General features: G+C 64.5%; 25 protein-coding genes and 2 tRNA genes. 18 read left to right on the top strand and 9 right to left on the bottom strand.

The window, feature by feature from the left end:
* Window positions 1-11: 11 nt before the first annotated feature.
* From Q7S20_10625 to Q7S20_10615, 3 genes are read left to right on the top strand one after another with little or no spacing between them, the layout of a single operon-like run.
* Window positions 12-1166: a glycosyltransferase family 9 protein gene (locus tag Q7S20_10625; GenBank protein MDO8502285.1), complete on the top strand. Its 1155-nt coding sequence runs from the start codon at window positions 12-14 to the stop codon at window positions 1164-1166.
* Window positions 1163-2530 carry a flippase gene (locus tag Q7S20_10620; protein ID MDO8502284.1) on the top strand — a complete coding sequence of 456 codons (1368 nt, stop codon included), beginning with the start codon at window positions 1163-1165 and terminating at the stop codon, window positions 2528-2530. The genes Q7S20_10625 and Q7S20_10620 overlap by 4 nt, the downstream gene beginning before the upstream one ends.
* Window positions 2517-3344, top strand: a complete 828-nt coding sequence (locus tag Q7S20_10615) for a class I SAM-dependent methyltransferase (GenBank protein ID MDO8502283.1) — start codon at window positions 2517-2519, stop codon at window positions 3342-3344. The genes Q7S20_10620 and Q7S20_10615 overlap by 14 nt, the downstream gene beginning before the upstream one ends.
* Here Q7S20_10615 and Q7S20_10610 read toward each other — a convergent pair.
* From Q7S20_10610 to Q7S20_10570, 9 genes are all read right to left on the bottom strand, one after another.
* Window positions 3319-4482, bottom strand: coding sequence for a glycosyltransferase family 9 protein (locus Q7S20_10610; protein MDO8502282.1), 1164 nt, complete (start codon window positions 4480-4482; stop codon window positions 3319-3321). The genes Q7S20_10615 and Q7S20_10610 overlap by 26 nt on opposite strands.
* A gap of 12 nt (window positions 4483-4494) precedes the next feature.
* Window positions 4495-5430 (bottom strand): glycosyltransferase family 2 protein, encoded by a 936-nt coding sequence (locus tag Q7S20_10605; GenBank protein MDO8502281.1) that lies wholly within the window; start codon window positions 5428-5430, stop codon window positions 4495-4497.
* Between the two features lie 16 nt (window positions 5431-5446).
* A complete protein-coding gene (locus Q7S20_10600) occupies window positions 5447-6529 on the bottom strand; it encodes a GNVR domain-containing protein (protein MDO8502280.1) in 1083 nt (360 codons plus the stop codon).
* 5 nt (window positions 6530-6534) lie between these two features.
* A complete protein-coding gene (locus Q7S20_10595; protein MDO8502279.1) occupies window positions 6535-9126 on the bottom strand; it encodes an SLBB domain-containing protein in 2592 nt (863 codons plus the stop codon).
* A gap of 58 nt (window positions 9127-9184) precedes the next feature.
* A tRNA-Val gene (locus Q7S20_10590) sits at window positions 9185-9258 on the bottom strand.
* Between the two features lie 156 nt (window positions 9259-9414).
* Window positions 9415-9488: transfer RNA gene (locus Q7S20_10585), tRNA-Ile, on the bottom strand.
* A 67-nt stretch (window positions 9489-9555) separates the two neighbouring features.
* A complete protein-coding gene (locus Q7S20_10580) occupies window positions 9556-11103 on the bottom strand; it encodes a hypothetical protein (protein ID MDO8502278.1) in 1548 nt (515 codons plus the stop codon).
* Complete coding sequence (locus Q7S20_10575) at window positions 11091-12026, bottom strand: DUF2279 domain-containing protein (protein ID MDO8502277.1); 936 nt, start codon at window positions 12024-12026, stop codon at window positions 11091-11093. The genes Q7S20_10580 and Q7S20_10575 overlap by 13 nt, the downstream gene beginning before the upstream one ends.
* Window positions 12027-12046: 20 nt before the next feature.
* A complete protein-coding gene (locus Q7S20_10570) occupies window positions 12047-13051 on the bottom strand; it encodes a PfkB family carbohydrate kinase (protein MDO8502276.1) in 1005 nt (334 codons plus the stop codon).
* A gap of 143 nt (window positions 13052-13194) precedes the next feature.
* Here Q7S20_10570 and Q7S20_10565 point away from each other — a divergent pair, with 143 nt between their 5' ends.
* The 15 genes from Q7S20_10565 to Q7S20_10495 all read left to right on the top strand — a co-directional run bounded on the left by Q7S20_10565 (window position 13195) and on the right by Q7S20_10495 (window position 25646).
* Window positions 13195-13998, top strand: a complete 804-nt coding sequence (locus tag Q7S20_10565) for an ABC transporter permease (GenBank protein MDO8502275.1) — start codon at window positions 13195-13197, stop codon at window positions 13996-13998.
* A complete protein-coding gene (locus tag Q7S20_10560; GenBank protein MDO8502274.1) occupies window positions 13995-14933 on the top strand; it encodes an ATP-binding cassette domain-containing protein in 939 nt (312 codons plus the stop codon). The genes Q7S20_10565 and Q7S20_10560 overlap by 4 nt, the downstream gene beginning before the upstream one ends.
* A gap of 27 nt (window positions 14934-14960) precedes the next feature.
* On the top strand, window positions 14961-15950 hold the full coding sequence (locus Q7S20_10555; protein ID MDO8502273.1) for an MlaD family protein: 990 nt from the start codon (window positions 14961-14963) through the stop codon (window positions 15948-15950).
* A 6-nt stretch (window positions 15951-15956) separates the two neighbouring features.
* Window positions 15957-16991, top strand: a complete 1035-nt coding sequence (locus Q7S20_10550) for an asparaginase (GenBank protein MDO8502272.1) — start codon at window positions 15957-15959, stop codon at window positions 16989-16991.
* Between the two features lie 49 nt (window positions 16992-17040).
* Window positions 17041-17694 carry a carboxymuconolactone decarboxylase family protein gene (locus Q7S20_10545; protein MDO8502271.1) on the top strand — a complete coding sequence of 218 codons (654 nt, stop codon included), beginning with the start codon at window positions 17041-17043 and terminating at the stop codon, window positions 17692-17694.
* Window positions 17684-18709 (top strand): GTPase ObgE, encoded by a 1026-nt coding sequence (gene obgE, locus Q7S20_10540; GenBank protein MDO8502270.1) that lies wholly within the window; start codon window positions 17684-17686, stop codon window positions 18707-18709. Before Q7S20_10545 ends, obgE begins: the two co-directional genes overlap by 11 nt.
* A gap of 18 nt (window positions 18710-18727) precedes the next feature.
* Window positions 18728-19564 (top strand): DNA-processing protein DprA, encoded by an 837-nt coding sequence (gene dprA / locus Q7S20_10535; GenBank protein ID MDO8502269.1) that lies wholly within the window; start codon window positions 18728-18730, stop codon window positions 19562-19564.
* 26 nt (window positions 19565-19590) lie between these two features.
* The gene (hemW, locus tag Q7S20_10530) at window positions 19591-20697 is read left to right on the top strand and encodes a radical SAM family heme chaperone HemW (protein MDO8502268.1); all 1107 of its coding nucleotides are present in this window, start codon (window positions 19591-19593) and stop codon (window positions 20695-20697) included.
* Between the two features lie 22 nt (window positions 20698-20719).
* A complete protein-coding gene (hrcA, locus tag Q7S20_10525) occupies window positions 20720-21760 on the top strand; it encodes a heat-inducible transcriptional repressor HrcA (protein ID MDO8502267.1) in 1041 nt (346 codons plus the stop codon).
* A gap of 11 nt (window positions 21761-21771) precedes the next feature.
* Window positions 21772-22908, top strand: a complete 1137-nt coding sequence (gene dnaJ, locus Q7S20_10520) for a molecular chaperone DnaJ (GenBank protein MDO8502266.1) — start codon at window positions 21772-21774, stop codon at window positions 22906-22908.
* A gap of 28 nt (window positions 22909-22936) precedes the next feature.
* Window positions 22937-23788: a 50S ribosomal protein L11 methyltransferase gene (locus Q7S20_10515; GenBank protein MDO8502265.1), complete on the top strand. Its 852-nt coding sequence runs from the start codon at window positions 22937-22939 to the stop codon at window positions 23786-23788.
* Window positions 23755-24537 (top strand): RsmE family RNA methyltransferase, encoded by a 783-nt coding sequence (locus Q7S20_10510; GenBank protein ID MDO8502264.1) that lies wholly within the window; start codon window positions 23755-23757, stop codon window positions 24535-24537. The genes Q7S20_10515 and Q7S20_10510 overlap by 34 nt, the downstream gene beginning before the upstream one ends.
* Window positions 24538-24879, top strand: coding sequence for a histidine triad nucleotide-binding protein (locus tag Q7S20_10505; GenBank protein ID MDO8502263.1), 342 nt, complete (start codon window positions 24538-24540; stop codon window positions 24877-24879). It begins immediately after the preceding gene.
* A gap of 133 nt (window positions 24880-25012) precedes the next feature.
* Window positions 25013-25201, top strand: coding sequence for a 30S ribosomal protein S21 (rpsU, locus tag Q7S20_10500; protein ID MDO8502262.1), 189 nt, complete (start codon window positions 25013-25015; stop codon window positions 25199-25201).
* A 1-nt stretch (window position 25202) separates the two neighbouring features.
* Window positions 25203-25646 (top strand): GatB/YqeY domain-containing protein, encoded by a 444-nt coding sequence (locus tag Q7S20_10495; GenBank protein ID MDO8502261.1) that lies wholly within the window; start codon window positions 25203-25205, stop codon window positions 25644-25646.
* Window positions 25647-25678: the final 32 nt, after the last annotated feature.

Below are 25678 nucleotides of genomic sequence, written 5' to 3'. Positions count from 1 at the left end.
GCGTTCTAGCGATGGCGCGCACGTGGCCGGTAACCACGCGGAAGCGGCTGATGCTGGGCGCGTTCGACACCATTGCGCGCCCGATCGCGTCGGTCCTGCTCCGGGATTCGCCTCGCACGGGCAGGCGCCCTGAGAAAATCCTCGTGCTCGAGTTGTGGCACATGGGCGACGTCGTCCTCGCTACGCCGGCGCTCCAGCGGCTGCGCGAAATGTATCCCGGCGCGCACGTCACTCTTCTCGCCAAGCCGCACGCCGAAGAGCTGCTTCGCGGCAGCGGTCTGGTGGACGAGATCATCACGTTCGAGTTTCCGTGGACGGCGATGTCGGGGAAATACGATCTGGCACGATACGACCGCGCCGCGATTTCATCCCTCGTGAAGCGACTCCGCGCCGGGCATTTCGACATCTCCCTCGACTGCCGGATGGATCTGCGGAGCAATCTCCTGACCCGCGCCGCGAGAGCGCTACGGCGCGTTGGATACGACTTCGGCGGCGGCGGATTTCTCCTCACTGACGCTCTCCCGGCTCCGCCTGCCGATCGCCACAAGGTGGACGACTGGATGGCGCTTCTCGAGGCACTCGTTGATAAGGGAATGCACGTGTCGCCTCACATACCCGAGCCGCGGCTCACGGTCGCGAGTGAGGAGCGCGAGGAAGCGGGTAGACTTCTGGCCGCGCACGGGATCGAGCCGGGCGAGCCCCTCGTGGGGATCCATCCCGGCGGAAGTCATGACGCGAAGCGGTGGTCGGCTGATAACTTTGCGGTAGTTGGACATGCGCTGGCCGGCGCTCACGGCGCCAGGCTGCTCGTCTTCGTGGACCCCGACGGTTGCGGCAGCGACCTGCAGCTCGAAGGGAGCGCGTTGTTCCTTCGCACATCCATAAGAGAGATGATGGCCCTGCTCACGCATTGCGATCTACTGCTCTGCAACGACAGTGGGCCGATGCACATTGCCGCTGCGCTTGGCGTTCCCGTGGTGGCGGTATTCAGGACGGGGAATCCGTCGGCGTACGGTCCGCGCGGAGTCAATCACACGGTCGTTGGGCAGGGGGCCGTGTGGGGCAGCACTTCGGACGTGGCGGTCGAGGACGTGCTCACCGCGGCTGATTCCCGTCTGCGGACAATGAGAGCAGGCATGCGCGCCCGCGCGGAGACGGGCGCTTGACCTTGCCATCGTTCGGCGGCCGGCAGTCCATCGCCCGCAATACGCTTCTGAATTTCGGCGGGCTGAGCTTCCCGCTGCTCGTTGGCGTCGCGGTGATGCCGATCATCACGCGGAATCTTGGCGCGACGAGATTCGGTCTTCTTGGACTGACGCTGGCGCTGCTCGAGTACTCCGGGCTGTTCGATCTCGGGCTTGGCCGCGCGACGACGAAGCATGTCGCCGAGCGACTCGCGACGGGCGACAGCGAGGTGTCGCACCTCGTCGTCGGGTCGGTGGTCAGCCAGGCCGCTTTCGGGGTGCTCGGCGGAATCCTCTTCGCTCTCGCTGCCCCGTTCCTCGCGCACAACGTGTTCGTCATTCCCGCCTCGATGCAGGCGGAAGCGGTCTCCGTATTTCGGATCCTTGGCGCGCTCATCCCGGCAACCCTCCTGCTGGTGAGCCTCCGCGGCGTGCTCGAGGCGGCACACCGCTTCGATCTGAGCAATGCCATCAGGGTGCCGAGCAGCCTGGTGTCGTTCCTCATTCCGGCGATCGCTTCGTCGCATGGCTACGCGCTGCCGGTGATCGTCGGGGCGCTGTTCGTCTCGCGAATTGTCTTCTGCACGATGATGATCTTCGCCGTGCAGCGCGCAATTCCGTCGATGCGATGGCGGCTGCCCGACGACTGGTCCATGCTGCGACCCCTGCTTGCATTCGGCGGATGGATGTCGGTGTCGAATGTGGTGAGCCCGCTGCTCATCTATCTCGATCGGTTCATGCTTGGCGCATTCGTCGGATTGTCGGCCGTCGGATACTACACCGCGCCGTTCGATGGCGTGATTCGCATGCTGATCGTTCCCGGCAGCCTGGTGAACGCGCTCTTTCCGTCAATCAGCGGGATGCAGGCGATGGGCGATCGCGTCGGTCTGAAGCGCATCTTCTCCAAGGCCGTGCGCAACATGTCGCTGATTCTGGCCGCGCCGGCGCTCGTGCTGATGCTGTTTGGTCCGACTCTGCTCCACTTCTGGCTCGGCGAGACATTCGCGCAGCAGGGTGGCCTTGCGGTGCGAATTCTGGCGCTCGGCGTGTTCCTGAATTCGCTGTCGCACGTTCCGTCGAGCTTCATCGTCGCGCTCGGCAGGCCCGACATCAACGCCAAGTTCCACGCTGCAGAGCTGGTGATGCACGTTCCCCTCGCATGGTGGCTTATCACGATGTATGGAGTACCCGGCGCGGCGGCCGCATGGACCATACGGGTGGCGATAGACGCGACGTTGCTGTTCCTTGCGGCCGGGCGCCTGCTGGACAGCTCCGTGTGGCACCTGCTGTCGCCTGCGTCCGCAATCTCCGCCAGGGCGCAGCTGCCCACGCATGCTGACACTTGATGGCGCAACCGCCCCGCCGCGGCGCGGGCGGGGCATGCGGGCGCTGGGATTCGTCCGGCCGTATCTGTTCGGCGCGGCCAGCGCGGCCTGGCTCTTCGGCGCGGGATGGTGGAAGTGGAGCAATCGCGCCGCAATAGTGGAGCTCTGCCGGCACTTCGGCTACGACTACGCATCCCGTGAGCCGACTGAGCTGCCATCTATTGGAGCTTCCGGGATTGCGCCGTCGCAAGGGCTGCTCGACGTACGCGAGATTGATGCGGTAGATGGAAACGTCAGCGAGCGCGAGCTCATCACGATCTGCCGGCTGGCGAGGGAAGCGGCGCCACGCGATGTGTTCGAGTTCGGCACATTCGACGGGCGGACGACTTTCAATCTCGCCGCCAACTCACCGCCTGGCGCGAACGTTCACACGCTGGACCTGCCGCGCGAAGGTCTGGGCACATCCGTCGGACCGATCCACGCTCACGAAGTGAGATACGCCGACAAGAGCGCGTCGGGCATGCGGTTCGCCGACAGTGACATGGCAGCCCGGATCACGCAGCATTACGGCGACTCGGGCACGTTCGATTTCTCCCCTTTCCGTGGCGGAATTGATTTCGTGTTCGTGGATGCATCGCACACCTACGAGTACGTGATCAACGACTCGCTTCGCGCGCTTGAGATGCTGCGCGGAGGGCGCGGCACGATTCTCTGGCACGATTACTCGCGTTGGGACGGAGTGACGCGCGCGTTGAACGACCTGCGGCGCATTCACCCCTCGTTCGCCGGACTCCGCTGGATCGCCGGGACTACGCTCGGCTACCTGAAGCTCTGAGCCGATTGACGACGACGTCGGCCATCCGGTCCACGTCGAGTTGGCGTGTCGCCGTCTCGACTTCATCGTCGGAGAGATACTCGACGTCGGGCGCGAGGTCGGTCTCGGTATCGCAGTAGGCTCCCGCCTCGATTCGCGAGTGACAGAGATTGCGCGCGAAGACGACGGGGATGTGAACCGCGTTACCGATGTGGCGCGGGCCCGAGTCGAGCGTGAGCAGCGCGCTGCACCGTTCGAAGAACGCGGCGAGGCCCGTGATGCTCGTCTCTCCCGCGAGAACCCGTGCCGGGAAGCCGGCGGTCTTCGCGAGTGCTTCAAGGCGATGCCGATCGCTGGCCGCGCCGCAGATGACGACCTCGAAGTCGAGCTTGCGTCTGGCGCGCTCGGCAATTGTCAGAAGAATATCGGCCGGCCAGTTGCCCGAGCTCTGACGCGTTGCAAGGACGCATGCGAGAACGGGACCATCGGCCGAGAGCCCAAGGCGATTCCACGCTGCCGCCGCCTGCGCCCTGTCGGCGTCGGAAAGGAACAGCCGCGGCCGTAGTTCCCAGTCGGGATGGGATCCCGTGACACTCGCGACCATGGCGCGAAAGTAGGCGGGGTACGGCTGAGGAAACCCGGGACTCACCTGGTGGGTGATGAGTCCGGTGAGTCCCTTGTTCGCGAACGCGACACGATTCGGAATTCCGAGTGCGACGGCCAGTCCAAGATCGGGGAGGTGGCGAAGAGTGTTGCTGCAGAGCGCAACGTCGAATTTGCGCGAGCGCATCGCGGCGAATTTGTCCTTCGACAGGGACCAGCTGTTCTCGCGTTGCATCCAGGGCAGCACTTCGGCGACGTATGGATTGTCGCGCAGCAGCCCGGCGGATCCTTCGGACGTCAGATATGACCAGCGACAGTCCGGCAGCGCGGTCGCCAGTTGTTCGAGCGACGCAGTGCGGTAGAGTACGTCGCCGATGTGATTGTGACCGATGATCAGGCCGCGACGCCATTCGGCCGGTGCCGACGTGGATCCGCGCGAGGCGACCGACGCGATGCCGCGCAGCAGTGGGGCTGCCGCCTCGGATCCGTATGCGATCCAGAGATTCCGGCGCCGGCGGAACGCTTCTGCCTGCACTCGCGGGAATAGCCTGCTCATTGGCGGCTGAATCTACCGGTTCGCCTCGCGGCTGATGAACCCGGTGAATGTTCCCTGGAGAATCGCCAATCCGAGCCGAGGACGGCCCTTGATCGCCTCTATTGCGGCGCGGCCGGGCTTCGTCACGGCCAGATAGCCGCACGCCATGACCTTGGTCCATCCGCGATAATTCCGGCGAACGTAGAACACGCGAAGGCGATTCTTGGCGCGCGCCAGCACGAGGTCCAGTCCGGCCGCGCGAACGGTCGCTCCGACCTTGTGATACACTCGCGCCGCGGGAGCGTACACGACGGGAAAGCCGGCGTGGCGGGCGCGGAACGAATACTCGCCGTCCTCCCAGTAGGCGGGGAAGTAGCATTCCGCGAGTGGCCCGATGCGCTCGAGCAACGCGCGGGAGATGACCATCGCGCAACCGGTGACGAAATCCGTGGGGACCGGCTCGTCCGATCCCGGGACTTCGTACGAGTGAGTGTACAAGGCCCGCAGCGGATGCTCGACACCTCCGGCGTACCACACGTCCCCGCCGTCGCCCGACTCGAGAATTGTTGGCCCGATCAGCCCCGCGTTCGGACAGCGGCCGATCGCATTCGCGATGTCGGTGAAAAAGCGCGGCGTGATGGTAGCGTCATTGTTGAGCAGCAGAATGTGGGTCACCTCGCTTCTGCTCTCGAGATAACGGATGCCGAGATTCGTGCCGCCAGCGAAGCCGCAATTGTCGCCGGCGGCGATCACGGTGAGCCAGGGTCTGGCTCCATCTTCTCCGGTGACATTCTGCTCCCGTCCCCAGCGCCGAATGTCAGCGAGCGAAGAGTCCACCGACCCGTTGTCCACCACGACGGCATATCGGGGAAGTGGATCGGCGCTTCGCAGCGACGAAAGGCACGCCAGCGTGTCTTCGGCGTTGTTCCAGTTCAGGATGACGACGCCGAATTCAGGAGCAGAGCTCACGGCGCCCCCTCGAGCGCTATCCCGCGCGGCGTACGCCGATCGCGGAGCGGACGTCCGAACGCGCGCGTCCCAGCGAATGCTCGAAGTCGGACCACGATTCGGGATTGCGCTCGCGCCAGTCCATCAGGACGACGATGCTCCCCACGAGCATCAGCCCGAGCATCAGCCCGAGTGCCAGGGCGGTGACGAGAAGCGACCCGTACCGCGGCCACTGCGCCTTTCGCGGTGCGACCGACGAATCTATGACAGTGATCAAGGCGGCGTCGTTTATCTCGTCGAGCCGTGCGATCTCGAGCTGCTGCTGCATGTTGAGATACAGGTCGGACGCCACATCCACCTCGCGGCGGAAGCGCGCCTCTTCGGCGCGCAGGCTCGGCGAAGTGATCAGACCACGGTTCTGCTCATAGAAGAATCGCTGGCGCTCTTCGGCGGCACGAAGGAGGAGCTGCGCGCTGTCTTGACGCGACTCGAGGAACACCCTCTTCGACCTGGCTCGCGACACGCGCGTCTCGCGGTTGAACTTGCTGACCATTTCGACCAGGCGGTTCGCAACCTGGGCGCTCAGCTCCGGCCACTGCATGTCCACCGAGAGAAATACGAGGTTCGTCTTGACGTCGAACCCCGCACTGATCGCCTTGGCGAGCTTCTTGAGCGCAATCTCCATTCTGAGCCGCGGATCGTCCTTCTTGATCCGCATGATCTCGAGCAGTGTCGCGCTATCGGACGGATTGTCCGTTCGTGGATTCGGGAAGCGCGACTGCGCCAGCCGCGTGAGAAGCTCGCGGCTCTGAAAAAGCTGGATGTAGAAGTTGGGCGACTCCGACGGATCTCCGCCGACAGATCCGCCAAGCTGGGAGATGATTCCGCCAAGCTGCGACGAGCCGCCCGCCGCGCCCTGAAGCTTCGAGCCGCTCGAGCTGTTGGCGACGAACGATGCCCTCGCCCTGTATACAGGCGGGATCACGAACGTCGCCGCGACCGCGACGACGAGCGTCACCGCCGTGACGACCGCGACAAGGCGCCACCTGAGCAAAACGCCAGCGAGCCACCTCGTGAACGTGAGGTGGTCGCTGGCGGGTGCCTGCTCGGCTGGTTGCATTGTTTCTATCGGCGGAGGGCGATGGCGATGGCTACGAAGCTCGCCGCAACCTGGGCGATCGAACCGATGGTCGCGATGTAATCCAGTCTGCGCTCACTCGAATCCTTCTCCGGAACGAACACCGAGCTGCCGGGACGCGGACGGGGATTGTTGCGGAAAATGAACTTCCCGCCCGTCGCCTCGACCTTGCCGTTCGGCTGCGTTACATAGGCGTAGCGGAGGTCACCCTTGCGCGTGATGCCGCCAGCTGCGCGGACGTAATACTCGAGATTCGCGCCTGGCACATAAGTGACGGCCACCGGCGAGTTCACCGCGCCCTTCACATTCACCACCGCGTTGAATCGCGGAATGAAGATCGAGTCGCCGTTCTGGAGCTGGATATTGTCGCGCGAGTTCGCGTTGCGGAGCACTTCAGGCAGGGCAATGCCGATGCGTCCGACATTGTCCTTCGGACGGAAGAACGTCACGCCGTCGGCGTACGCTTCGGGGGTGAGCCCGCCGGCGCGCGATATCAGGTCGGAGACCTTCTCCGTCTTCGTCCGGAGCGAGTACGTACCCGGATACAGCACTTCTCCAGTGATCATGGCCTGCCGCTGAAGCTCCCAGTTGGGCTGACGCAGGATGAGAACGTTGTCGTACGGCTGGAGACGGACTTCCGTCATGGATCCCGACGGAGCGGGGAGGCCGGGGGGGCCGTAGTACTTGCCGTCGGGCCCGCGCTCGAAGATGTAGCTCGAATCCAGAGCCGCGCGGAACGTTACCGCCGTCGTCCCGGTCCTGCGGTCGAGGGGCAGGCGCGCTATCTCCGCTTCACGCAAATCAGCGCTCTGCTCGAGTCCACCGGCGAGCAGCACGACATCGCGTACCGTCATGCCGTCGCGGAACGGAACCTGGCCGCTGTTGCGGACAGCGCCGGTGATCGCGACATACCGCATCGGACGGAACTCCGTAACCGAGAACACGCGGAGCTGATCGTCTTCCCTGAGCGGGAAGTCGCCGATGACGCGGCCGGTCGTATCGGCGAGACTTGCGTGAAGCTGAACGCGCGTCGAGTCCGAGTTGAGGCGCGAGATAAGGATCTGTCCGAGATACGTGTCCGGCTTCACTCCTCCGGCAGCGCGCAGCGCCTCGCTGACGGTCATGCCGGCGGTAAGCCCGAGCGTTCCCGGCTGCCAGACGTTGCCTTCGATGGTGACGCGATTGCGGATTCGCTCCGAGATCGGAAAGACACGCACCACGTCGCCGGCGAGAAGCGCGACGTCGCCAGGCCCGCCGTCGGTGAGGGTCACGGGAGAGATGTCGAGCGTGACACGATCACGCCCGCCGGCAGCGCGTTCGGCGGGCGACAGGATGCGCTCGATCTGCACACGGCGGCGCGAGGCATTGGGAGTGAATCCGCCGGCGAAGCGAATGGCGTCCGAAAGAGTCTCGCCGCGTCTGAGCTCGTAAGTCGCGGGACGCGTTATTTCGCCGACGACGCGCACATGCTGCTGATGCACCGGGACGAAGACGACGTCGCCGTTCTGGAGACGCACATCGTGCGACGCGTCGCCGCTGATGAGATAGTCGTACACGTCGAGCACGTCCACGGTCTTGCCGCCGCGCCTGATCTGCACGTCGCGGAGACTGCCGTTGTCCGTCGGTCCCTTGGCGGCGTAGAGAGCGGTAAGCGCCGTTCCAGCGCTGGAGATCCTGTAGCTGCCGGGACTCAGCACGTCACCCAGCACGAACACCTGATTGGTGCGAAGGCGGACCGGGCTGATTGAAAAGCGGGTAGTGGCACCGGGTCCGCGGCGCACTCCGGAATAGACGCGGCCGAGTCTCGCGTAGAGCACGTCTTCGAGCTGGCCGAGCGTGAGGTTGCTGACGTAGATCTGGCCCGCCTGCGGGACGACGATGAATCCTTCGCGCGTCACGTCCAGGCTGTATGCCTGCGAAACGTCACCGGTGAGAATCAGCGCCAGCCGGTCGCCAGGTCCGAGTCTGTAGTTGGCGTCAATCGGCCCGCTGAGATTCGCGTCGAAGAGCGTGGTGCTCTCGCGAAAAGTGTTGAGGCCGAAGATCGTGAACCCGCTGTCCTGGCGCAGCTTGAGCACGGCGCTGTCGGACGCCGTGAGCTGCCGGCGGATGGAATCGCACCGGCGGCGCATCGCCGCCTTGTTGGCCAGCGCCTGTGCGCGCCCCACGCGACGCGTCTCGGCGGCGGAAACGGTCGTGTCGCTGAGCGCTTCGACGCTGCAGCGGATTGACGTGATGTCCACTGTGTCGGCGATTCCCAGCGCGGTGACCGCGCCGAACACGTCATCCAATGGAGCGGCCGCGGAGCCCGTGGTTCCCATGTTCTCGACGCCGGAATCGCTTCCGCCGGGGAGATACGCGTCGAGAAGATTCTCCGGATACCCTTCGGCGCGGAGACGCGCTCGGACCTGATCGGGAGTCAATCCGCTCGACAGGATGCGGGACCGCAGCTCGCGAAGCAGGCCGGGATTCGATTCCAGCATCTGCTGAGCCTGCGAGGCGCTTTGGGCCGCGCCGATTGACGGTACGATGAAAAGGAATGCGGCGACAGTCAGCAAGCGCAGCGTGTTTGAATTCATCGAGTGACCTGGGCTTTGAAGTAGACGTCTCGCCGGCTTTCCGCGAGACAGAGGAAAATGGTCGCGCAGGGACTCGAACCCCGGACCTCTGCTGTGTGAAAGCAGCGCTCTAACCAGCTGAGCTACGCGACCTCGTGTAATCACCCTGCCTTCGTCCGGAATGTCTCTGAACGAGACATTCCACCCGAAGTCAGGGCAATCCGAAAAGTAACGGCGGCCTCGGAGGCTAGGAAGTAGCGCGACCTCTGCGTTTTACTTGTCGCCGCTGCGAGTGCCATGGCGGTGGGATGGGCCCTGCAGGACTCGAACCTGCGACCGTTGGATTATGAGTCCACTGCTCTAACCAACTGAGCTAAGGGCCCCGAGACTCGATGGAATGTAGTCACTCGCCGCAGGGCCGGGAAAGCCCGCGACGCAGATGACATGGCTCTAGTCGAATCGGATCACCCACCGCGGCGACCATGTGAGCCGGACCCGGCCTTCGAACACGCTCTTGTCGAGTCCCGGCCTGTTGAATCTGTTGGTGCTCTGATTGACGCCGCCGTCGCCCGAGATTCTGAAATCGCGTCCGATCATCGTCGCGCCGCTGAGCCCGATACGATTCACCGTCCAGACTGTGCCGAAGAGGATTCCGGGGGTCGTCGCGTATTCGGCGACAAGGGGATACGGCTTCCTGTAGTCTCCCTCACCCTGCCGGCGGCGGGCGACGTAAAGCCTCACCGGAGTCCTCGGCAGTATCGCCAGATCCAGCCCGAGCCGCATCTCGTCGTAATCGCTGTATCCGCGGCCAAGCCCGACGAGGTAGATCGCGTATCGCTCCGAGATGTTCGGCGTGTGATACGCGAGGTTCGACACGCGCGTGTACGACGCGAACCACCGCTGGTCGCCGGCGAGCGGCAGGCCCTCCGCGCTCAGCGTGAGCCCGTACGAGGATGGCTCGTGGCAGATAGTGTCGCAGCGGTCAATCTGTATGTCGTCCAGCAGCACCTGGCCGCTGAACGTTCCCGCGCGCCGCGTGCGCCACGCGGCGTCCGCCCCGAAGCTGAGGTTTCCATCCATCCGCTCGTTGCGCCAGCTCAGCCCATACACGTTCAGCGGATTCAGGAGCGCCGGCTCGAGCCCGCGGCCGACGCCGGTGTAGAGGTACGACTCGCTCGCTCCGGCCTCGAATGAGCCGCGATTGAACGACAACCGGTGCGTCGAGAAGTAGCGCGAGGATTCGACCCCCGGAGACAACACGTAGTTGTCGAGACGCGCGATCACCGTCGAAACATGAATGCGGTCGGTGCCTGCGCGTGCATACAGATGGTCGTACGTGTAAGCGTCATCGCCAAGCTCGAGTCCGGAGAAGCCGATGGGTCCCCAGGAGCGTGCGATCCTGCCGAACGAAGCAGACCCGTACTTCCACTGACCGCTCACGTATCCGTCCTCCGTGCGCCCGGCGATCTTGCGATCCTTCCGTCCGGAAAACTCAGGATCCGAGTTGAGGCGGTTGTCGAGAATCGCCCGCACCGATGCCGCGAGATGGCCTCCGCCCATCACGAAGTACCCGGCCGCACCCGGCTCGAAATCGTGGCGGGTGTCGGCGAGCGTCAGCTCGCGCCGGCCCGACGACTGAGCCGTCCCATAGATGTCGATGTCCGCTTTCGCCCGAAACGGAATCCGCGTGCCCGCACTGTCGGTGTCCTTGCGCAGCTCGTATCGGGAGATCGCGTGCGACAACGCATCGAGATAACTCGTGATGACGCGTCCGTTCTCCCGCATCCGCGCGTTGTCCAGTGATGCTCGAACGCGTCCGACCTCGTACGGCCGTTCGAGGGACGACAGGTTGCGGAGAACACCGCGCGCCATGAGCGCGTCCACGTAGGTGTACGAAATGTCGTCCACCGGCAGGTATGGCGACGCCTGTCCGTTTGCCGCCGGAGCGGCCACGAGCATGGCGACGAGAGCGGCGCGCAGCGATCTCACCTGTACCATCCGATGACCTTGAAGTCGGGAGTGAGCTGGAGCGCCGGCGAGGGGAGATGGATGTAGCCGAGCTGCCGCTTGAACGTCTTCCACCACCTGTTGTCTCCAGGGAGCTTCTCAGCGTCGAAGTCGAGCGACAGCAGCAGCTTTCGGCGCGCGCCGATGTTGGCGCCGGTGACAGGATCGATCCAGTCGGTAATGGAATGGCCCGCAGAAATGCGCAGGAACGATGGCCAATATGGCTTCGCCTCCTTCGGCAGCATCGCGTTGACGTCCGCCGAGAACCAGTACGTCTGACCGGAGTAGTCGAGAGAAGGACGCAGCTCGCCCGGAATGTTGTCTGCGTTGCGCATTGCCGCCGACTTCGAATACGACATCGTGGGTCGAATGGCGCGTGTAGCGGGATGCGTCTCATGAAGCACGGCGAGCGCGGTACCGGCGGTGTTCGCGATCAGGTCGGCGTAGGAGAAGCCGTACTTCTCGTACATGCCATCCCAGATCTCGATCTGCAGTTGAAATGCAGCCGCGTACGCCGCGCTCCACACGATCGCCTTGTGTCTGGGCATGCACGCGCTGCGCAGGAATGCGGTGCCGAATCGCGCCAGGTGATACCCGCCGACCATGTGACCGAATTTGTCCTGGTCGCGGAAATTCTCGTCCCAGTCGGAGCGGAAGAAGAAGTGATCGGCACGCTCGCCGGACCACCACGCCCTCTTGAAATAGCTGTAAAGCGCGGCGTTGCCGCCAACGAACGCGGCGGCTACGCCAGCGCGCCTGAGCGCGACCTCTCCGCCGTCCATCCCGCAGTCCTGCCGGGTCGCGACTGACAACGTCGTGTCGGGCTGCAGCTGGGCCGCCCCGCGGCCACTCGCCGCGCCAAGCCCAACAAAAACGATGGCCGCCACCGCGGCGGCCTTTCCAAATGAATTCAATAAATCTCCAGTCGCGTATTTCAGCTCGAGCCGCGGTCACCGCTGAAATCATCGTACGCCTCGAGCACCTCGCCGGTCGTCACCGTCGCCGCTCCCAGCTTTCCGACTTCGACCCCGGCGGCGAAATTGGCGACGATCGCCGCTTCCGCCGGTGTGCCCCCGGCCGCCATGATGGTCGCCAGATATGCCGTGACGGTGTCACCGGCCCCGACGACGTCGTAAACCTCCCGCGCCGTCGTCGGAACCCGCCCGATCTCGCCGTCAGCTGAAATCAGCGCCATCCCGCGCTCGCCAAGTGTAAGCAGGAGATGTTCCACGCCGAGCCGCTCGAACGTCGCAGGCAGCGCTTCCGGATGATCCAGATCCACTGCCGCGCCCAGAGCGGACTCGAGTTCGCGACGGTTGGGCTTGAAGATCGTCGCCCCGCGATACGCGAAGAAATTGCGGTACTTGGGGTCCACGATCACCGGGATCGCCCGCGACCTGGCGTGATCGATCGCCGCCCTGATCACTGCCGGAACGAGCACGCCCTTGTTGTAGTCCTCGAGCACCAGCGCATCCGCATCGTCTATTGCGACGCGCACGGCGTCGAGCAGCATGCCGGTCTCGTCGCCTTCGAGATCGGTGTCGTCTTCCTCGTCGTAGCGCACCAGTTGCTGCGAGCGGGCGATGACTCTGGTCTTCGTCGTCGTCGGGCGCCCGACGGGCACGAGAGAGCGTGTGTCGGTGCCCGCCGCGTCGAGCATGTCGCGCAGCGTCGCGCCGGCCGGATCCACGCCCACCGCCGCGACCAGCTCGCATCGCGCGCCGATGGTCACAATGTTGTTGGCGACGTTTGCCGCTCCGCCGAGAGCGAGCTTCCGCTCCTTCACTCTGACGACAGGGACCGGCGCCTCGGGCGAGATGCGGTCCACGTCTCCGCGGAGATACACGTCGAGCATTGCGTCGCCGACGACGGCCACGCGCCGGCCGCCGGCGGCCGACAGCAGCGTCTCCAGCCGATCCCGCGAAATGCGCTCTATCATCGCGGAGCAAGGTAAGTGGCGGCCACTGGTGTAGCAAACGGGCATGCCGCGCGCGGACGCCTTACATTAGGGCTCGCGCAAGATCAGGGAGGGTGGCCGGAGTGCCGCCCGCGGGGCCTACGCTTACACCACGAGACCGTAATTTGCTCGGACGCTTCAACAACGCCGCGAAGCGAAAGATTCACTCGTTGCAGGAGTTCTTCGTCCTCGGCGGGAAGGCGATCGGCTTCGCGTTCTCGCGGCCCTTCTATCGAAGCGACCTGATTCAGCAGATGGATTCGATCGGCGTGCAGTCCCTGCCGATCGTGCTGCTGACTGGATTCTTCACCGGAATGGTTCTCGCACTGCAGTCGTCGGTGCAGCTGAAAACCTTCGGTGCGACGATGTACATCGGGCGGCTCGTCGCTGCCTCCATGATCCGCGAGCTCGGGCCGGTACTGGCCGGACTCATGGTTGCCGGCCGCGTCGGCTCCGGCATCGCCGCGCAAATCGGATCCATGCGGGTCACCGAGCAGATTGACGCGCTCAACACGCTCGGCACCGATCCCATCCGCAAGCTCGTCACGCCCCGCGTGCTGGCGGCGCTGATCATGGTGCCCACGCTCACCGTGATCAACGACTTCGCCGGAATTCTGGGCGGCAACGTGATTGCGTCGGCCTATGTCGGAATCCCGACATCGCTCTACTGGCGCACCGTGTGGGAGCAGATCGCCGGCGGCGGGTTCATCTTCAAGTACGTGCCGAACGACTTCGTGCACGGGCTCGTGAAGCCGTTCGTGTTCGGCGGAATCATATCGCTCGTCGGCTGCCACTTCGGCCTCAAGACGACCGGTGGAACGGAAGGCGTTGGAGTCGCTACCACTCGCACCGTCGTGACGGCGAGCATCCTGATCCTCGTGGTGGACTACTTCATCACGCAGTTGCTTCTTGCCTTCCTCCCCACATGACGGACAAGGGCGACGACCGCAGGGAGCCGGGCGACGACCGGCGGCAGCAGGTTCCGCCTCCGCCGGACCATCCGGACGGGGTGAATACTCCCGTCCGCCGCACCGGCGACGACATGCGGGTCCGCGCCGCGATACGAAGCGAGCTCCAGAGCGACAAGGTGCCCGGAGCAATGCCGACCAAGGAGTGGCGTGCGCAAAGCCCGAACAAGGTCATCGAGCTCGAGCATGTATATCTCGCCTTCGACGAGCCGGTCCTCGAAGACATCTCCTTCGTGGCGCTCGAAGGCGAGACAGTCGTCGTCGCGGGAGAATCGGGTTCAGGCAAGTCCATCATGCTCAAGCTTCTTCTCCGGCTCCTCGTGCCGGACCGCGGCAAGGTCTTCATTGACGGAGAGGAGATCACCCAGCTCAACTTCACCGACGCTCTTAAGGTGAGGCAGAAGATGGGGATGGTTTTCCAGAGTTCCGCTCTGTTCGACTCGATGACCGTGTACGAGAACATCGCCTATCCGCTCCGCGAGCATACCGACATGAGCGAGGCGGACATCGAGACGCGCGTCCGCGAGAAGCTGTCCTTCGTGGATCTCGATCCCGACAAGGTCATGGAGCAGCTTCCCTCCGAGCTCAGCGGCGGTATGCGGAAGCGCGTGGGCATCGCCCGCGGAATGGCCAACAATCCCAAGATCATGCTCTACGACGAGCCCACCTCCGGGCTCGATCCGCTTACCACCGCGACGATCACCCACCTGATCATCAAGCTGCAGCGCGAGCTGGGAGTGACGAGCATCGTCGTGACCCACGATATTAGATCGGCCTTCAAGATGGCAAGCAAGATCGCGGTACTCGCGGAGAAGAAGATTGTGTTCTTCGGCACCCCGGAAGAAATGTCTGGCAGCGACGACAGGTATTTGCGTGATTTCCTCGGCGGATTCTGACATGAACGTCATCGATCGGACATACGGATGAAACGTTCCACCGTGATCACCTGGGATCAGCTCAAGGTCGGGGCGGTGATTCTGGTGGCGCTCGTCGTCATCGGAATCGCGATCCTCAAGCTCGGGCAGGCGGCGCACCTCTTCACCAAGCGATATACGCTCGTGAGCTTCGTGCCGAACACCGCGGGCCTGCGGGTCGGGGGCCAGGTCAACGTCGCAGGCCAGCTGGCGGGAAGCGTCAAATCCATCGAGTTCCTGCCGGTGGACACCGACACGATGCGCAACCTGAAGATCATCGTCGAAGTGGATCGCGCGGTGCAGAACCAGATAAGGCGCGATTCACAGGCAAACCTCAAGACGCAGGGATTGCTCGGCGACAAGGTTTTCGACATATCGCCCGGGACGCCGCGCTTTCCGGCGCTTCGCGACGGCGACACGCTGAAGCTGGGTGAAGCGCTGGACTATGAGGCCGTTCTGGTCCAGGCGTCGGGAGCGCTTGACCACGTGGTGACGCTTACGGGATCGCTTCAGAAGGTCGCCGACGGCGTTGTCGCCGGAAAGGGAACCGTCGGGCAGATGCTCACGAATCGCGCTCTGTACGACAACCTGAATGCGACCCTCGCGAACACCAACGTCGTCATGGCGCGGCTGCAGAACCCGAAGGGAACGGTTGGCCAGCTGCTCAACGACCCGGCGCTGTACAACAACCTGAACCGCGTGCTGATCTCGGCTGACACGCTCGTCGCCCAGCTTGGATCGAGTGTCAACAACGGCAACGGGACCGTTGGCAAGCTTCTCCGCGACGACGAGCTCTATAACCGGCTCGTGTCCGCCGTCGCCGGCGTGGACACGCTCGTTGGAACGATGTCCCGCGGTAATGGCACGGCGAAAAAGCTGTTCACCGATGCCGAGCTCTACGATCAGATATTGAAGGCGGTTACATCGCTCAACGCCGTTCTCACGGATGTGCGTCGAGACCCCAGACGGTACACAAAAGGGCTCATCTCGGTATTTTAGGAGGTAATGGTATCACATGAGCTCGACGTCATCGTCACCCGTGGAAACGCGGTAGAATCCTGCCACCGCGTTCACGCGGCGGTAGTGGATGGGTGCGACCGGATGCTGGGGCGGGCCGGTGATCCGGGACTCGTCACGTACTGGCGCTCCTGCGCCAAGCCCTTCCAGGTCATGCCGCTTATCGAATGCGGCGGGTTCGATGCGAATCGGTGGGGAGACGAGGAGCTGGCCCTCGCCTGCGCCTCCCACGGCGGAGAGCCGGAGCACGTGGCGATCGTCGAAGGAATGCTCGGCACGCTCGGGCTCGAGGAAGGGGATCTGGCATGTGGACCGCAGGAGCCCTTGTCGCCGCGAGGGGCCAAGATCGTCCGCGAGTCCGGAATGCGCGTCAAACGCATCCACAACAACTGCTCGGGAAAGCACACTGCGATGCTCGCGCTCGCGCAGCACCAGGGATGGCCGATCAATCACTACGAACGCGCCGATCACCCCGTGCAGCAGGCAATGTTGAACCAGGTCGCTCTCTGGAGCGGTGTCCGGCCCTCCCAGCTTGAAGTCGCGGTCGACGGTTGTGGTGCAGCGGTGTTCGGCCTGCCGCTCGACCGGATGGCTCGCGCCTACGCCCAGCTCGGATTGGCCGCGAAGCGGGGTGAAGAGATTCCGGCACGCATCGTCAGCGCCATGGCCAGCTATCCCTTCCTGATCGGAGGCACCGACCGCTTCGATTCGGTCATCATCGAAGAGACGAACGGACGCGTCATCGCAAAGGTTGGAGCGGAGGGCGTGCATTCGGCCGTCATCCTCGACTTGGCGATCGGGATCACGGTGAAAGTCGAGGACGGAAATCCGCGGGCGCAGTACCCGGCGCTCGTTCGCCTGCTTCAGGAGCTCGACGCCCTTCCTGATCCACTCCCACCGCGCCTCGCCGAGATCCTCCGCAGGCCGGTGAAGAATTCGCGTGGCGAGGTAGTGGGAGAGACCACCGTGCGCACCGATTCGGCGCAACGTCCGCTTGCCGCGGTCGAAGTCGCAACGATCTGATTGGAGCGGTGGGCCACCGATGCCGCCATCCCCTTATATGCAGACGAAATTGTCGCCCTTGGATGATGCGACGAAAGCACTCGTGCAGATTGCGGCGGCAATCGCCGGTGCGGACGAAGAGACCACGCGCTCGGTGATGGAGAGCGGGGTGGCATCGGCCGACCCCGCATCGGTGGACGAGGTGATCCTGCAGTCCTATTTGTTCGCGGGGTTTCCAAGGACTCTGAACGCCGCCCGCACGTGGCGGGCTGTATCGGGTCAGGACGCTCCCGAAGTGGACGCCGACGCGGACGTGCGGAATGGAGCCGATTGGGTGCGACGCGGCGAGGAGACATGCAGGACTGTCTACGGTGAATCGTACGAGCTGTTACGGGAGAACATCCGCGGGCTCCATCCCGCTCTCGACAGCTGGATGATCACTGACGGATACGGCAAGGTGTTGTCGAGGCCGGGGCTCGATCTGCGGACGCGCGAGCTCTGTATCGTGGCCGCTTGCGCCGCCAGCGGGCAGCAAAGGCAGCTTCACTCGCATCTTCATGGCGCGCTCAATAGTGGCGCGACTGTGGGCGAGGTGGCTGCGGCCCTGGACGCGCTCGAGGCACTTGTGGGCAAAGAGCAGTTGGAGAGATATCACGCACTCCTGTCGCATGTCGCGGCGAGGCGGCATCCTCCACCGCAACTGGAGAGTGGGAATGTTCGTTGATAGCGTGATCGTGAAGGTCGAAGCTGGTACCGGGGGATCGGGATGCACGTCCTTCCGGCGCGAGCATCGCGTTCCCATGGGCGGGCCCGACGGTGGAGATGGTGGCCGGGGCGGAGACATCATCGTCCGGGGAGACAGTAATCTTGCGACTCTCCTCGACTACACGTATCGCGATCGCTGGGCGGCCGAGCGCGGCGAGCATGGGATGGGGTCGAACAAGACCGGACACTCGGGCGCCGATGTCGTGCTTCCGGTGCCTCCGGGCACGATCATCCGCGACGCTCAGTCCGGTGAGATTCTCGTCGATATTCTCGAGGATGGGCAGGAAGCGATTATCGCCAAGGGCGGGCGCGGCGGGAAGGGCAACACCTTCTTCGCGACCGCCACGCATCAATCACCCCGGGAATGGCAGCCGGGGGAGGAGGGTGAGGCCCGCACACTCGAGCTCGAGCTGAAGCTCATCGCGGATGTCGGCCTCGTCGGCCAGCCGAATGCCGGCAAGTCCACGCTGCTGTCGGTCATCTCGGCGGCACGACCGAAAATCGCCAATTATCCCTTCACGACCCTGACACCGAACCTCGGCGTCGTTCAGCTCACCGACCACCGGACCTTCGTCGTGGCGGACATTCCCGGCATCATCGAAGGGGCCCACGAAGGGAAAGGGCTGGGCCTGCAATTCCTGCGGCATATCGAGCGAACCCGGATTCTCGCCTTCCTCATCCCGATCGATGCGATGGACTGGCAGGCCGAATACGACCAGCTCCGGCACGAGGTCGCCGCGCATTCCCAGGAGCTGGCGCGACGCCCTCACTGCGTCGTGTTCACCAAGATGGATCTGTTCGGCGAGGACTACCTTCCTCCGATCGAGACTGAGAATGCCTTCGCGATGTTCGCCGTGAGTGCGGCGGGCAGAACCGGGCTGGACGGCCTTCTCGCCGCGTGGTGGAGGGAGCTGCTTCGGATGAAGCAAAGCATTATGGCGGAAGTTGCAAAAGACGAACTATCATTGCCTTAACCGCTGGTACCTAAAGTGATGTATGGGTGCGGATCGGCGGGCTATCCAGTCTCGTTGTCGGACCTCGTGGAACCGCCGGCGCAGCTTTTCACGATCGGCGACGTCTCCATCCTGGAGCGCCCCCTGGTCTCCATCGTCGGCACCCGCGAGCCCACGCCATACGGGGTTCGAACCGCCCGCGCAATCTCCGCCGCAATGGTGCGCGCCGGCATCGCGGTCGTCAGCGGGATGGCCCGCGGGATCGATTCTGTCGTCCATCGAACCGCTCTGGAGACTCGTGGAAAGACGGTCGCGGTGCTTGGCACGGGAGTGGACGTACCGTATCCCGCTGGCCATCGGGAGCTGCACCGCGTGATCGGCGAATCGGGTCTCCTCGTTTCGGAAAACGGGCCGGGAGCGCGGGCACACAAGGGCGCGTTCCCCAGGCGCAACCGAATCATCGCCGCCCTCGGTACAGTCACGATCGTGATCGAGGCCGGCCACAAGAGCGGGGCGCTCAACACCGCCAACCATGCTCTCGAGCTCGGGCGGCCGGTGGCCGCGGTGCCGGGACAGATCGATTCCCCCCAGAGCGACGGCACCAATCAGCTCATCCGCGACGGAGCGATTGTCATCGCCTCCGTTGCCGACGCCTTGGCGCTGGTCGGCGCTGCGCCGGCCGCCCAGCCCGAGCCCATCCAGCTCCCCGAGGCCGATGCTCGCGTATGGTCTGCCCTCGGCGGCGGCGTTGTCGGGATGGACGAGTTGGCCGCGCGTGCCGCACTTCCCGCGCGCGAGTGCCTCGCTGCGGTGACTTCGCTCGAGCTGCGCGGAATGGTCGAATGTCTCGTGAGCGGCGAAGTAAGGCGGAGATAGTCGGCCTCTGGGGGGTATATTGAGACGTGACGCCCCGCCACCTCTACGTCCACGTCCCTTTTTGCGTCCGGCGCTGCTCGTACTGCGATTTCGCCATCGCCGTTCGGCGCACGGTGCCGGTTGATGAATTCCTCGATGGCATTCGTGCGGAGCTGGGGCGGCACCACGCCCTGTCTCAAGGGGCCACGCTCGATACGGTATATCTGGGAGGCGGAACGCCATCGCGCCTCGGGCCCGAGGGCGTCGCGCGGCTGCTGAGTCAGATCCGTGAGCGATTCACGCTCCAGGCTGATGCCGAGGTGACTCTCGAAGCCAATCCGGATGATGTGGCTGCCGGTGACGCGGCCGCCTGGGTCGCCGCGGGAATCAATCGCGTATCACTCGGCGTCCAGAGCTTCGATGATACGGCGCTCAAATGGATGCATCGGACGCACGACGCAGAGCAGGGGCGCGCCGCGGTCGGTGCGCTTCGGGAGGGCGGAGTCCGGAATGTGTCGGTGGACCTTATCTTCGCGCTCCCCGGTCATCTCCGACGGTCCTGGCGCGCCGACCTCGAATCGGTGCTGGAGCTCGAGCCCGACCATATCTCGCTCTACGGGTTGACCGTCGAGAGCCATACTCCGCTCGCCCGTTGGGAAGCGCGCGGAGCCGTGCGCCAGGCGTCGGAAGATCTGTACGCCGATGAGTTCCTCCTCGCCGACCAAATGGCGACCGCGGCCGGCTTCACGCACTACGAGGTGTCCAATTTCGCGCGACCCGGAAAGGAGTCGCGACACAACTCGGCATACTGGTCAGGCGCGCACTATCTGGGTGTCGGCCCGTCCGCTCATTCATTCGATGGAGCGACGCGAAGCTGGAACGTTGCGCCTTACGCCGAATGGGTCGCGCGGCTCCGCGACGGACGCAGCCCTGTTGGTGGCTCCGAGCACCTGGGTCCCGAGAGCCGTGACGCCGAACGAGTATATCTCGGGTTGCGCACGACTGGTGGACTGGCCACTTCCACCGCCGAGCTCGAGCATGCGCGCCGTTGGAGCGATGCCGGCTGGGCGAGAATCAATGAGGGCACGGTCGTTCTCACCCCCGAGGGCTGGCTTCGCCTCGACTCGCTCGCCGCCGGGTTGACAGGTCTTTGAAAATCTCGATACGTTTGGAGTCATGCCGTTCCCCGAGCTGACCGAGAGAGAACGTCGGGTACTCGAGGCGGTCATCCTGTCGTATGTAGAGACCGCCCAGCCCGCCGGCTCGAGCGCCATCGCGCGCCGGTTCGGACTTGGCGTCTCGCCGGCGACCATCCGGAACACGATGAGCCACCTCGAGGACAAGGGTCTGCTCTTTCATCCTCATACTTCCGCGGGACGTGTTCCCACCGACGTCGCCTACCGCATCTACGTGGATTCGCTGCACCCGGTGCCGACCATTCCTCTTCGGGAGCAACAGCAGCTCAGCACGCAGATATCCACCGGCGGATCTGCCGTCGACGCGATCCTGCGCCGCGCCGCGCAGAGTCTCGGCGTTATCGCGCAGGAGCTTGGCGTCGCGCTTGGACCGCGCTTCGACAACAGCGTGCTGGAGCGTCTCGATCTCGTACGGCTCTCGACGGAGCGCCTGCTCGTGGCGCTGACGTTGACCGGCGGGGCCATGCGGACGATCTTCGTCGAGGCACGGGGCGAGATCGCCGACTCCGCCATTGCTGAAGTCACGCGTGTTCTCAACGACCGGATCGGCGGTCTCACGCTTCGCGAGATCCGGACGACGGTCAGCGAGCGGCTCCGCGACTCCGGGCCGACGCCCGATGCCGCCGAGCTGCTCAACGTGTTCATCGAGGAGGGCGAGCAGCTGTTCGATTCCGCGATCCAGCGGGATGACACGGTGATGCTCGGCCAGCCTTCGCTGCTCGCTGGGCAGCCCGAGTTCGCGACCGTGGACAACATGCGGAAGCTCGTCGCGCTCACCGAGACGCACGAGCATCTGGCGGATCTGCTGAGGCAGCGCAGCGACATGCCCGGCATTACCATAAGTATCGGAAACGAGCACCGCGATCCGAAGCTCGAGAATTTCACCATCGTGACCGCGCAGTATCGCTCGGGCGCGGTGGCCGGAGTCATCGGTGTGATCGGTCCGACGCGAATGCCATACGACAAGGTGATCTCGCTCGTGACGCACACCTCGCGACTCCTCACTGACCTACTGGAATAGCACAACACAAGATGGCCGATTTCTACAACACCCTTGGTGTTCCCCGGACCGCTTCGGATGACGAGATAAAGAAAGCGTATCGCAAGCTCGCGATGACGTTTCACCCCGACCGCAACAATGGCTCGCGGGAGGCGGAAGAAAAATTCAAGGAAATCACCGAGGCGTACGACGTCCTGCGCGATTCGACCAAGCGCTCGGCGTACGATCGCTACGGTGAGGCGGGGCTTCGCGGCGGCGCCGGCGGCTTCCACCACGTGGATCTTGCCGAAGCGCTCAACATCTTCATGCGCGACCTCGGCGGCATGACGGGGTTTGGCGACCTGTTCGGCGGCGGCGCAAGAAGCGGCGGGACGGGTCCTCGCACCGGCTCCGACATACGGATCACCATGCCGCTTCACCTGTCGGAAGTGGAGACCGGAGTCGAAAAAACCGTCACGGTCAAGCTGCTCGCCACCTGCGACAAGTGTGAAGGCACGGGCGCTGAGCCCGGCACGAGCGCCAATCGCTGCACCACCTGCGCAGGGGCCGGCGAAGTTCGGCGCGCGCAGAAGTCGTTCTTTGGCCAGGTGATCAGCGTCACGCCCTGCCCGACATGCGCGGGTGAGGGGACGATCATCACGTCACCCTGCCGGAAGTGCCGTGGCGAGGGCCGTGTGCGACAGGAAGAGAGCATCGTCGTGAAGGTTCCTCCGGGCGTCGCCACGGGTCAGTACATGACCATGCGGGGCGTCGGCAACGTCGGGCCGAGAGGTGGTGGCCGCGGCGACATCCTCGTCGTCTTCGAGGTCGAGGAGGATCCCCGGTTCGAGCGCGACGGGGAGGACCTGTACTCCGAGGTACTCGTCACGTATCCGCAGCTCGTGCATGGAGCGGACGTGGAAGTCCCCACGGTCAGCGGGAGCATCACGCTGACCGTGCCTCCGCGCACCGAGAGCGGGCAGGCGTTTCATCTGCGTGGACGCGGTCTCCCGCGTGTTAATGCATCCGGCGTCGGCGATCTGCATGTCCGTCTCCAGCTCTACACTCCCGAGGAGCTCACGCCGGAAGAGGAATCCATCATCAAGCGGTTGGGCGAGATCCAGGTCGCGCCCGCGCAGCGCCGGTCGAAGGGATTCTGGTCGAAGGTCAAGGAATCGCTCGGCGCGTGATGCGGCTGAGCAGCGAGTCGCGCGCCGCGTGAGCGACTCGCTGGCCGAGCGCGAGGACAGACCCTGGCTCGCCGTTCGTGTGGAGCCGTCGGCCGATCCGCAGGCGGTGGTGGACGCGCTGTTCGCGGCCGGGTCGCTCGGGGTACAGGAAGACGGCGCGGCGATCGTCACCCATTTTCCGCCCGGCACTTCCGCGTCGGCGATCGAGGCCGTGGTTCATGAGCGCGATCCCGCCGCTCGCGTCACGACCGGTCCCGCTCCGGCAATGGATTGGAGCGCATGGCGCGCGTCGGTTGGCGCGCATCAGCTCGGCGACATTACGATCGCGCCACCTTGGCTCGCCGGCGAGTCGCGCGGCGGACTCGAGGTAGTGATCGATCCGGCGATGGCGTTCGGCACCGGAGAGCATGCTACGACTCGCGGAGTAGTGCGCCTGATGCAGCGTCTGCCGCGAATGCCCGACGTCGTCGCTGATCTCGGCGCGGGAAGCGCCGTTCTCTCCATTTGTGCGGCGAAGCTCGGAGCGAAGCGGATTGCGGCCATCGAGCTGGATCCGGATGCAATCGGCAACGCCGAGGAGAACGTCGCAGCCAACAGTGCGGCCGAAAGCGTGCGCGTGCTGGAGGGCGACGCGGCGGTGCTTCTGCCGCTCGTCTCCCCTGTCGGGCTGGTGCTGGCCAACATTATCTCGTCCATTCTTCTCGAGCTGCTGCCGCTGATACGCGATTCTCTGGTCGCGGGCGGACACGCGATCCTCTCCGGGATTCTCGTGGACGAGAGGCCGATGATGGTGGACGCGATCGCCAGCGAAGGATTCGAGATTGTTGCCGAAGACACCGAGGAGGGATGGTGGAGCGTTCTGATCGAGCGAGCGCTGTAACATTTTTTTCGCACGACGCGTTCGTTGTGGGGACGACGGTCTCCCTCAACGACGAAGCGGCGCAGCATGTGCGCGTTCTCCGGATCGGAGCGGGCGAGCCGGTGGCGCTGCGCGACGGGCATGGCAACGCGGCGAGCGGAGTTCTGGCCCGCGTCGCCAAGCGGTCGCTCACGGTGGATGTCACGGACGTGTGGCAGATTGCCGATCTGCCTCCGGTTCATCTGATGGTTCCAGTCGCGGACAGAGACCGGATGCTCTATCTCGCCGAGAAATCCACCGAGCTCTGCGCGACGACATGGCGTCCTGTGATGTGGCGCCGCTCGCGCAGTGTCGGTCCGGCTGGCGATGGTCCCGCATTCCAGTCGCGGCTGCGAGGCAGGATGGTCGCGGCGCTTACCCAATCGGGCGGAGGATGGTTGCCGCAGATTCATCCCTCGGCTCCCGTCGGGCGGGCCATCGCGGCGGCACCCGAGGGCGTCCGGATCCTGCTCGATGCATTGGCCGATACGCCGCTTATCGGCATCCCGCTCGACGGACCGGTCGTCATCGCGATCGGCCCGGAAGGCGGTCTCGATGCGCGCGAGCGCGACGAGATGGTGGCGGCCGGATTCCAGCCCGCATCCCTCGTCGGTGCGACGCTGCGGTTCGAGACAGCGGGCATCGCCGCGCTGGCGATCGTTCGCGCGCGGCTGGGCAACGGAACGGGAGCGCGCGATCCAATGGCTCAACACACCGGGGAGGCTTCCTGAATGTCGGACAACTGTCTGTTCTGCCGGATCGTCAGCGGTGACATACCGGCTGCCATTGTCTCCGAGACCGATGATGCGATCGCCTTCCGGGACATCAACCCTGTCGCTCCGGTTCACGTTATCGTAGTCCCGCGGCGCCATGTGGACTCGCTTGATGCGACCGATGACGAAGCGCTCCTCGGGAAGCTGATGGCGTTCGCCGCGCTGATCGCGCGGCAGGAAGGCATCTCCGAGGGCGGCTATCGTACGGTTGCGAACACGAACGCCGACGGCGGGCAGTCAGTGGACCATCTCCACCTTCACGTCATTGGCGGGCGCCGTATGGCCTGGCCTCCGGGATGAAACGACGGGCACGACTGCCCGGGATACTTTCTCCGCGAGGGCGCTTTACTTGCTCGCTCTTTGCCAGCCGACTAATTTTTATAGTCTGTACCTACACAGGCGCCGCAAACGCCACGAAGGGGGGAAGTAGAATTTGTCGGAAGTCATAATTCATGACGACGAGAACTTTGAGCGCGCGCTTAAGCGCTTCAAGAAGAAGTGCGAGAAGGCGGGCATTCTTTCCGATCTTCGCAAGCATCGTCATTACGAGAAGCCGAGCGAGCGCCGTAAGCGCAAGCTGAATACGGCGATGCGCAAGAACCGTCGGACTCGGCGGGTCTGACATGTCCGAGCTTTTCGCGCGGTTGCAGGGTGACCTGAATGCCTCGCGAAAAGCGCAGGACAAGCCGGCCACGCTGCTCCTCGGGACGGTCCTGTCGGAGGTCAAGAACCGCCGCATCGAGATGCGGAAGGACCCCGCGGACTCGGACGTGGTGGACGTGTTGCGGAAGGCAATAAAAAAGCGTCGCGAGTCGGTCGAGATGTATGATAAGGCCGGCCGCGGCGACCTCGCTGACAAAGAGAGAGCGGAAGCCTCGGCTCTCGAGAAGTATCTTCCTCCCGCGGTGAGCGACGATGAGCTGAGGGCCGCGGTTCAGGCGGCGATAGCGGCTGGCGCGGGTAACATCGGCGCCGTGATGGGCAAGGTCCTCCCTCAGTTCAAGGGACGGGCGGAAGGCGGAACGATCAACGCGATCGCACGCGAGGAGCTCGGCAAGCAGGGGTGAGAAAGCGGCACCGGTGGTACACGACCCGAACT

The sequence above is a fragment of the Gemmatimonadaceae bacterium genome (assembly GCA_030647905.1).
Taxonomy (GTDB): Bacteria; Gemmatimonadota; Gemmatimonadetes; order Gemmatimonadales; family Gemmatimonadaceae; genus UBA4720.
The sequence above is the reverse complement of the archived record's forward strand: the minus strand, read 5'-3'. Positions and strand labels throughout refer to the sequence as shown.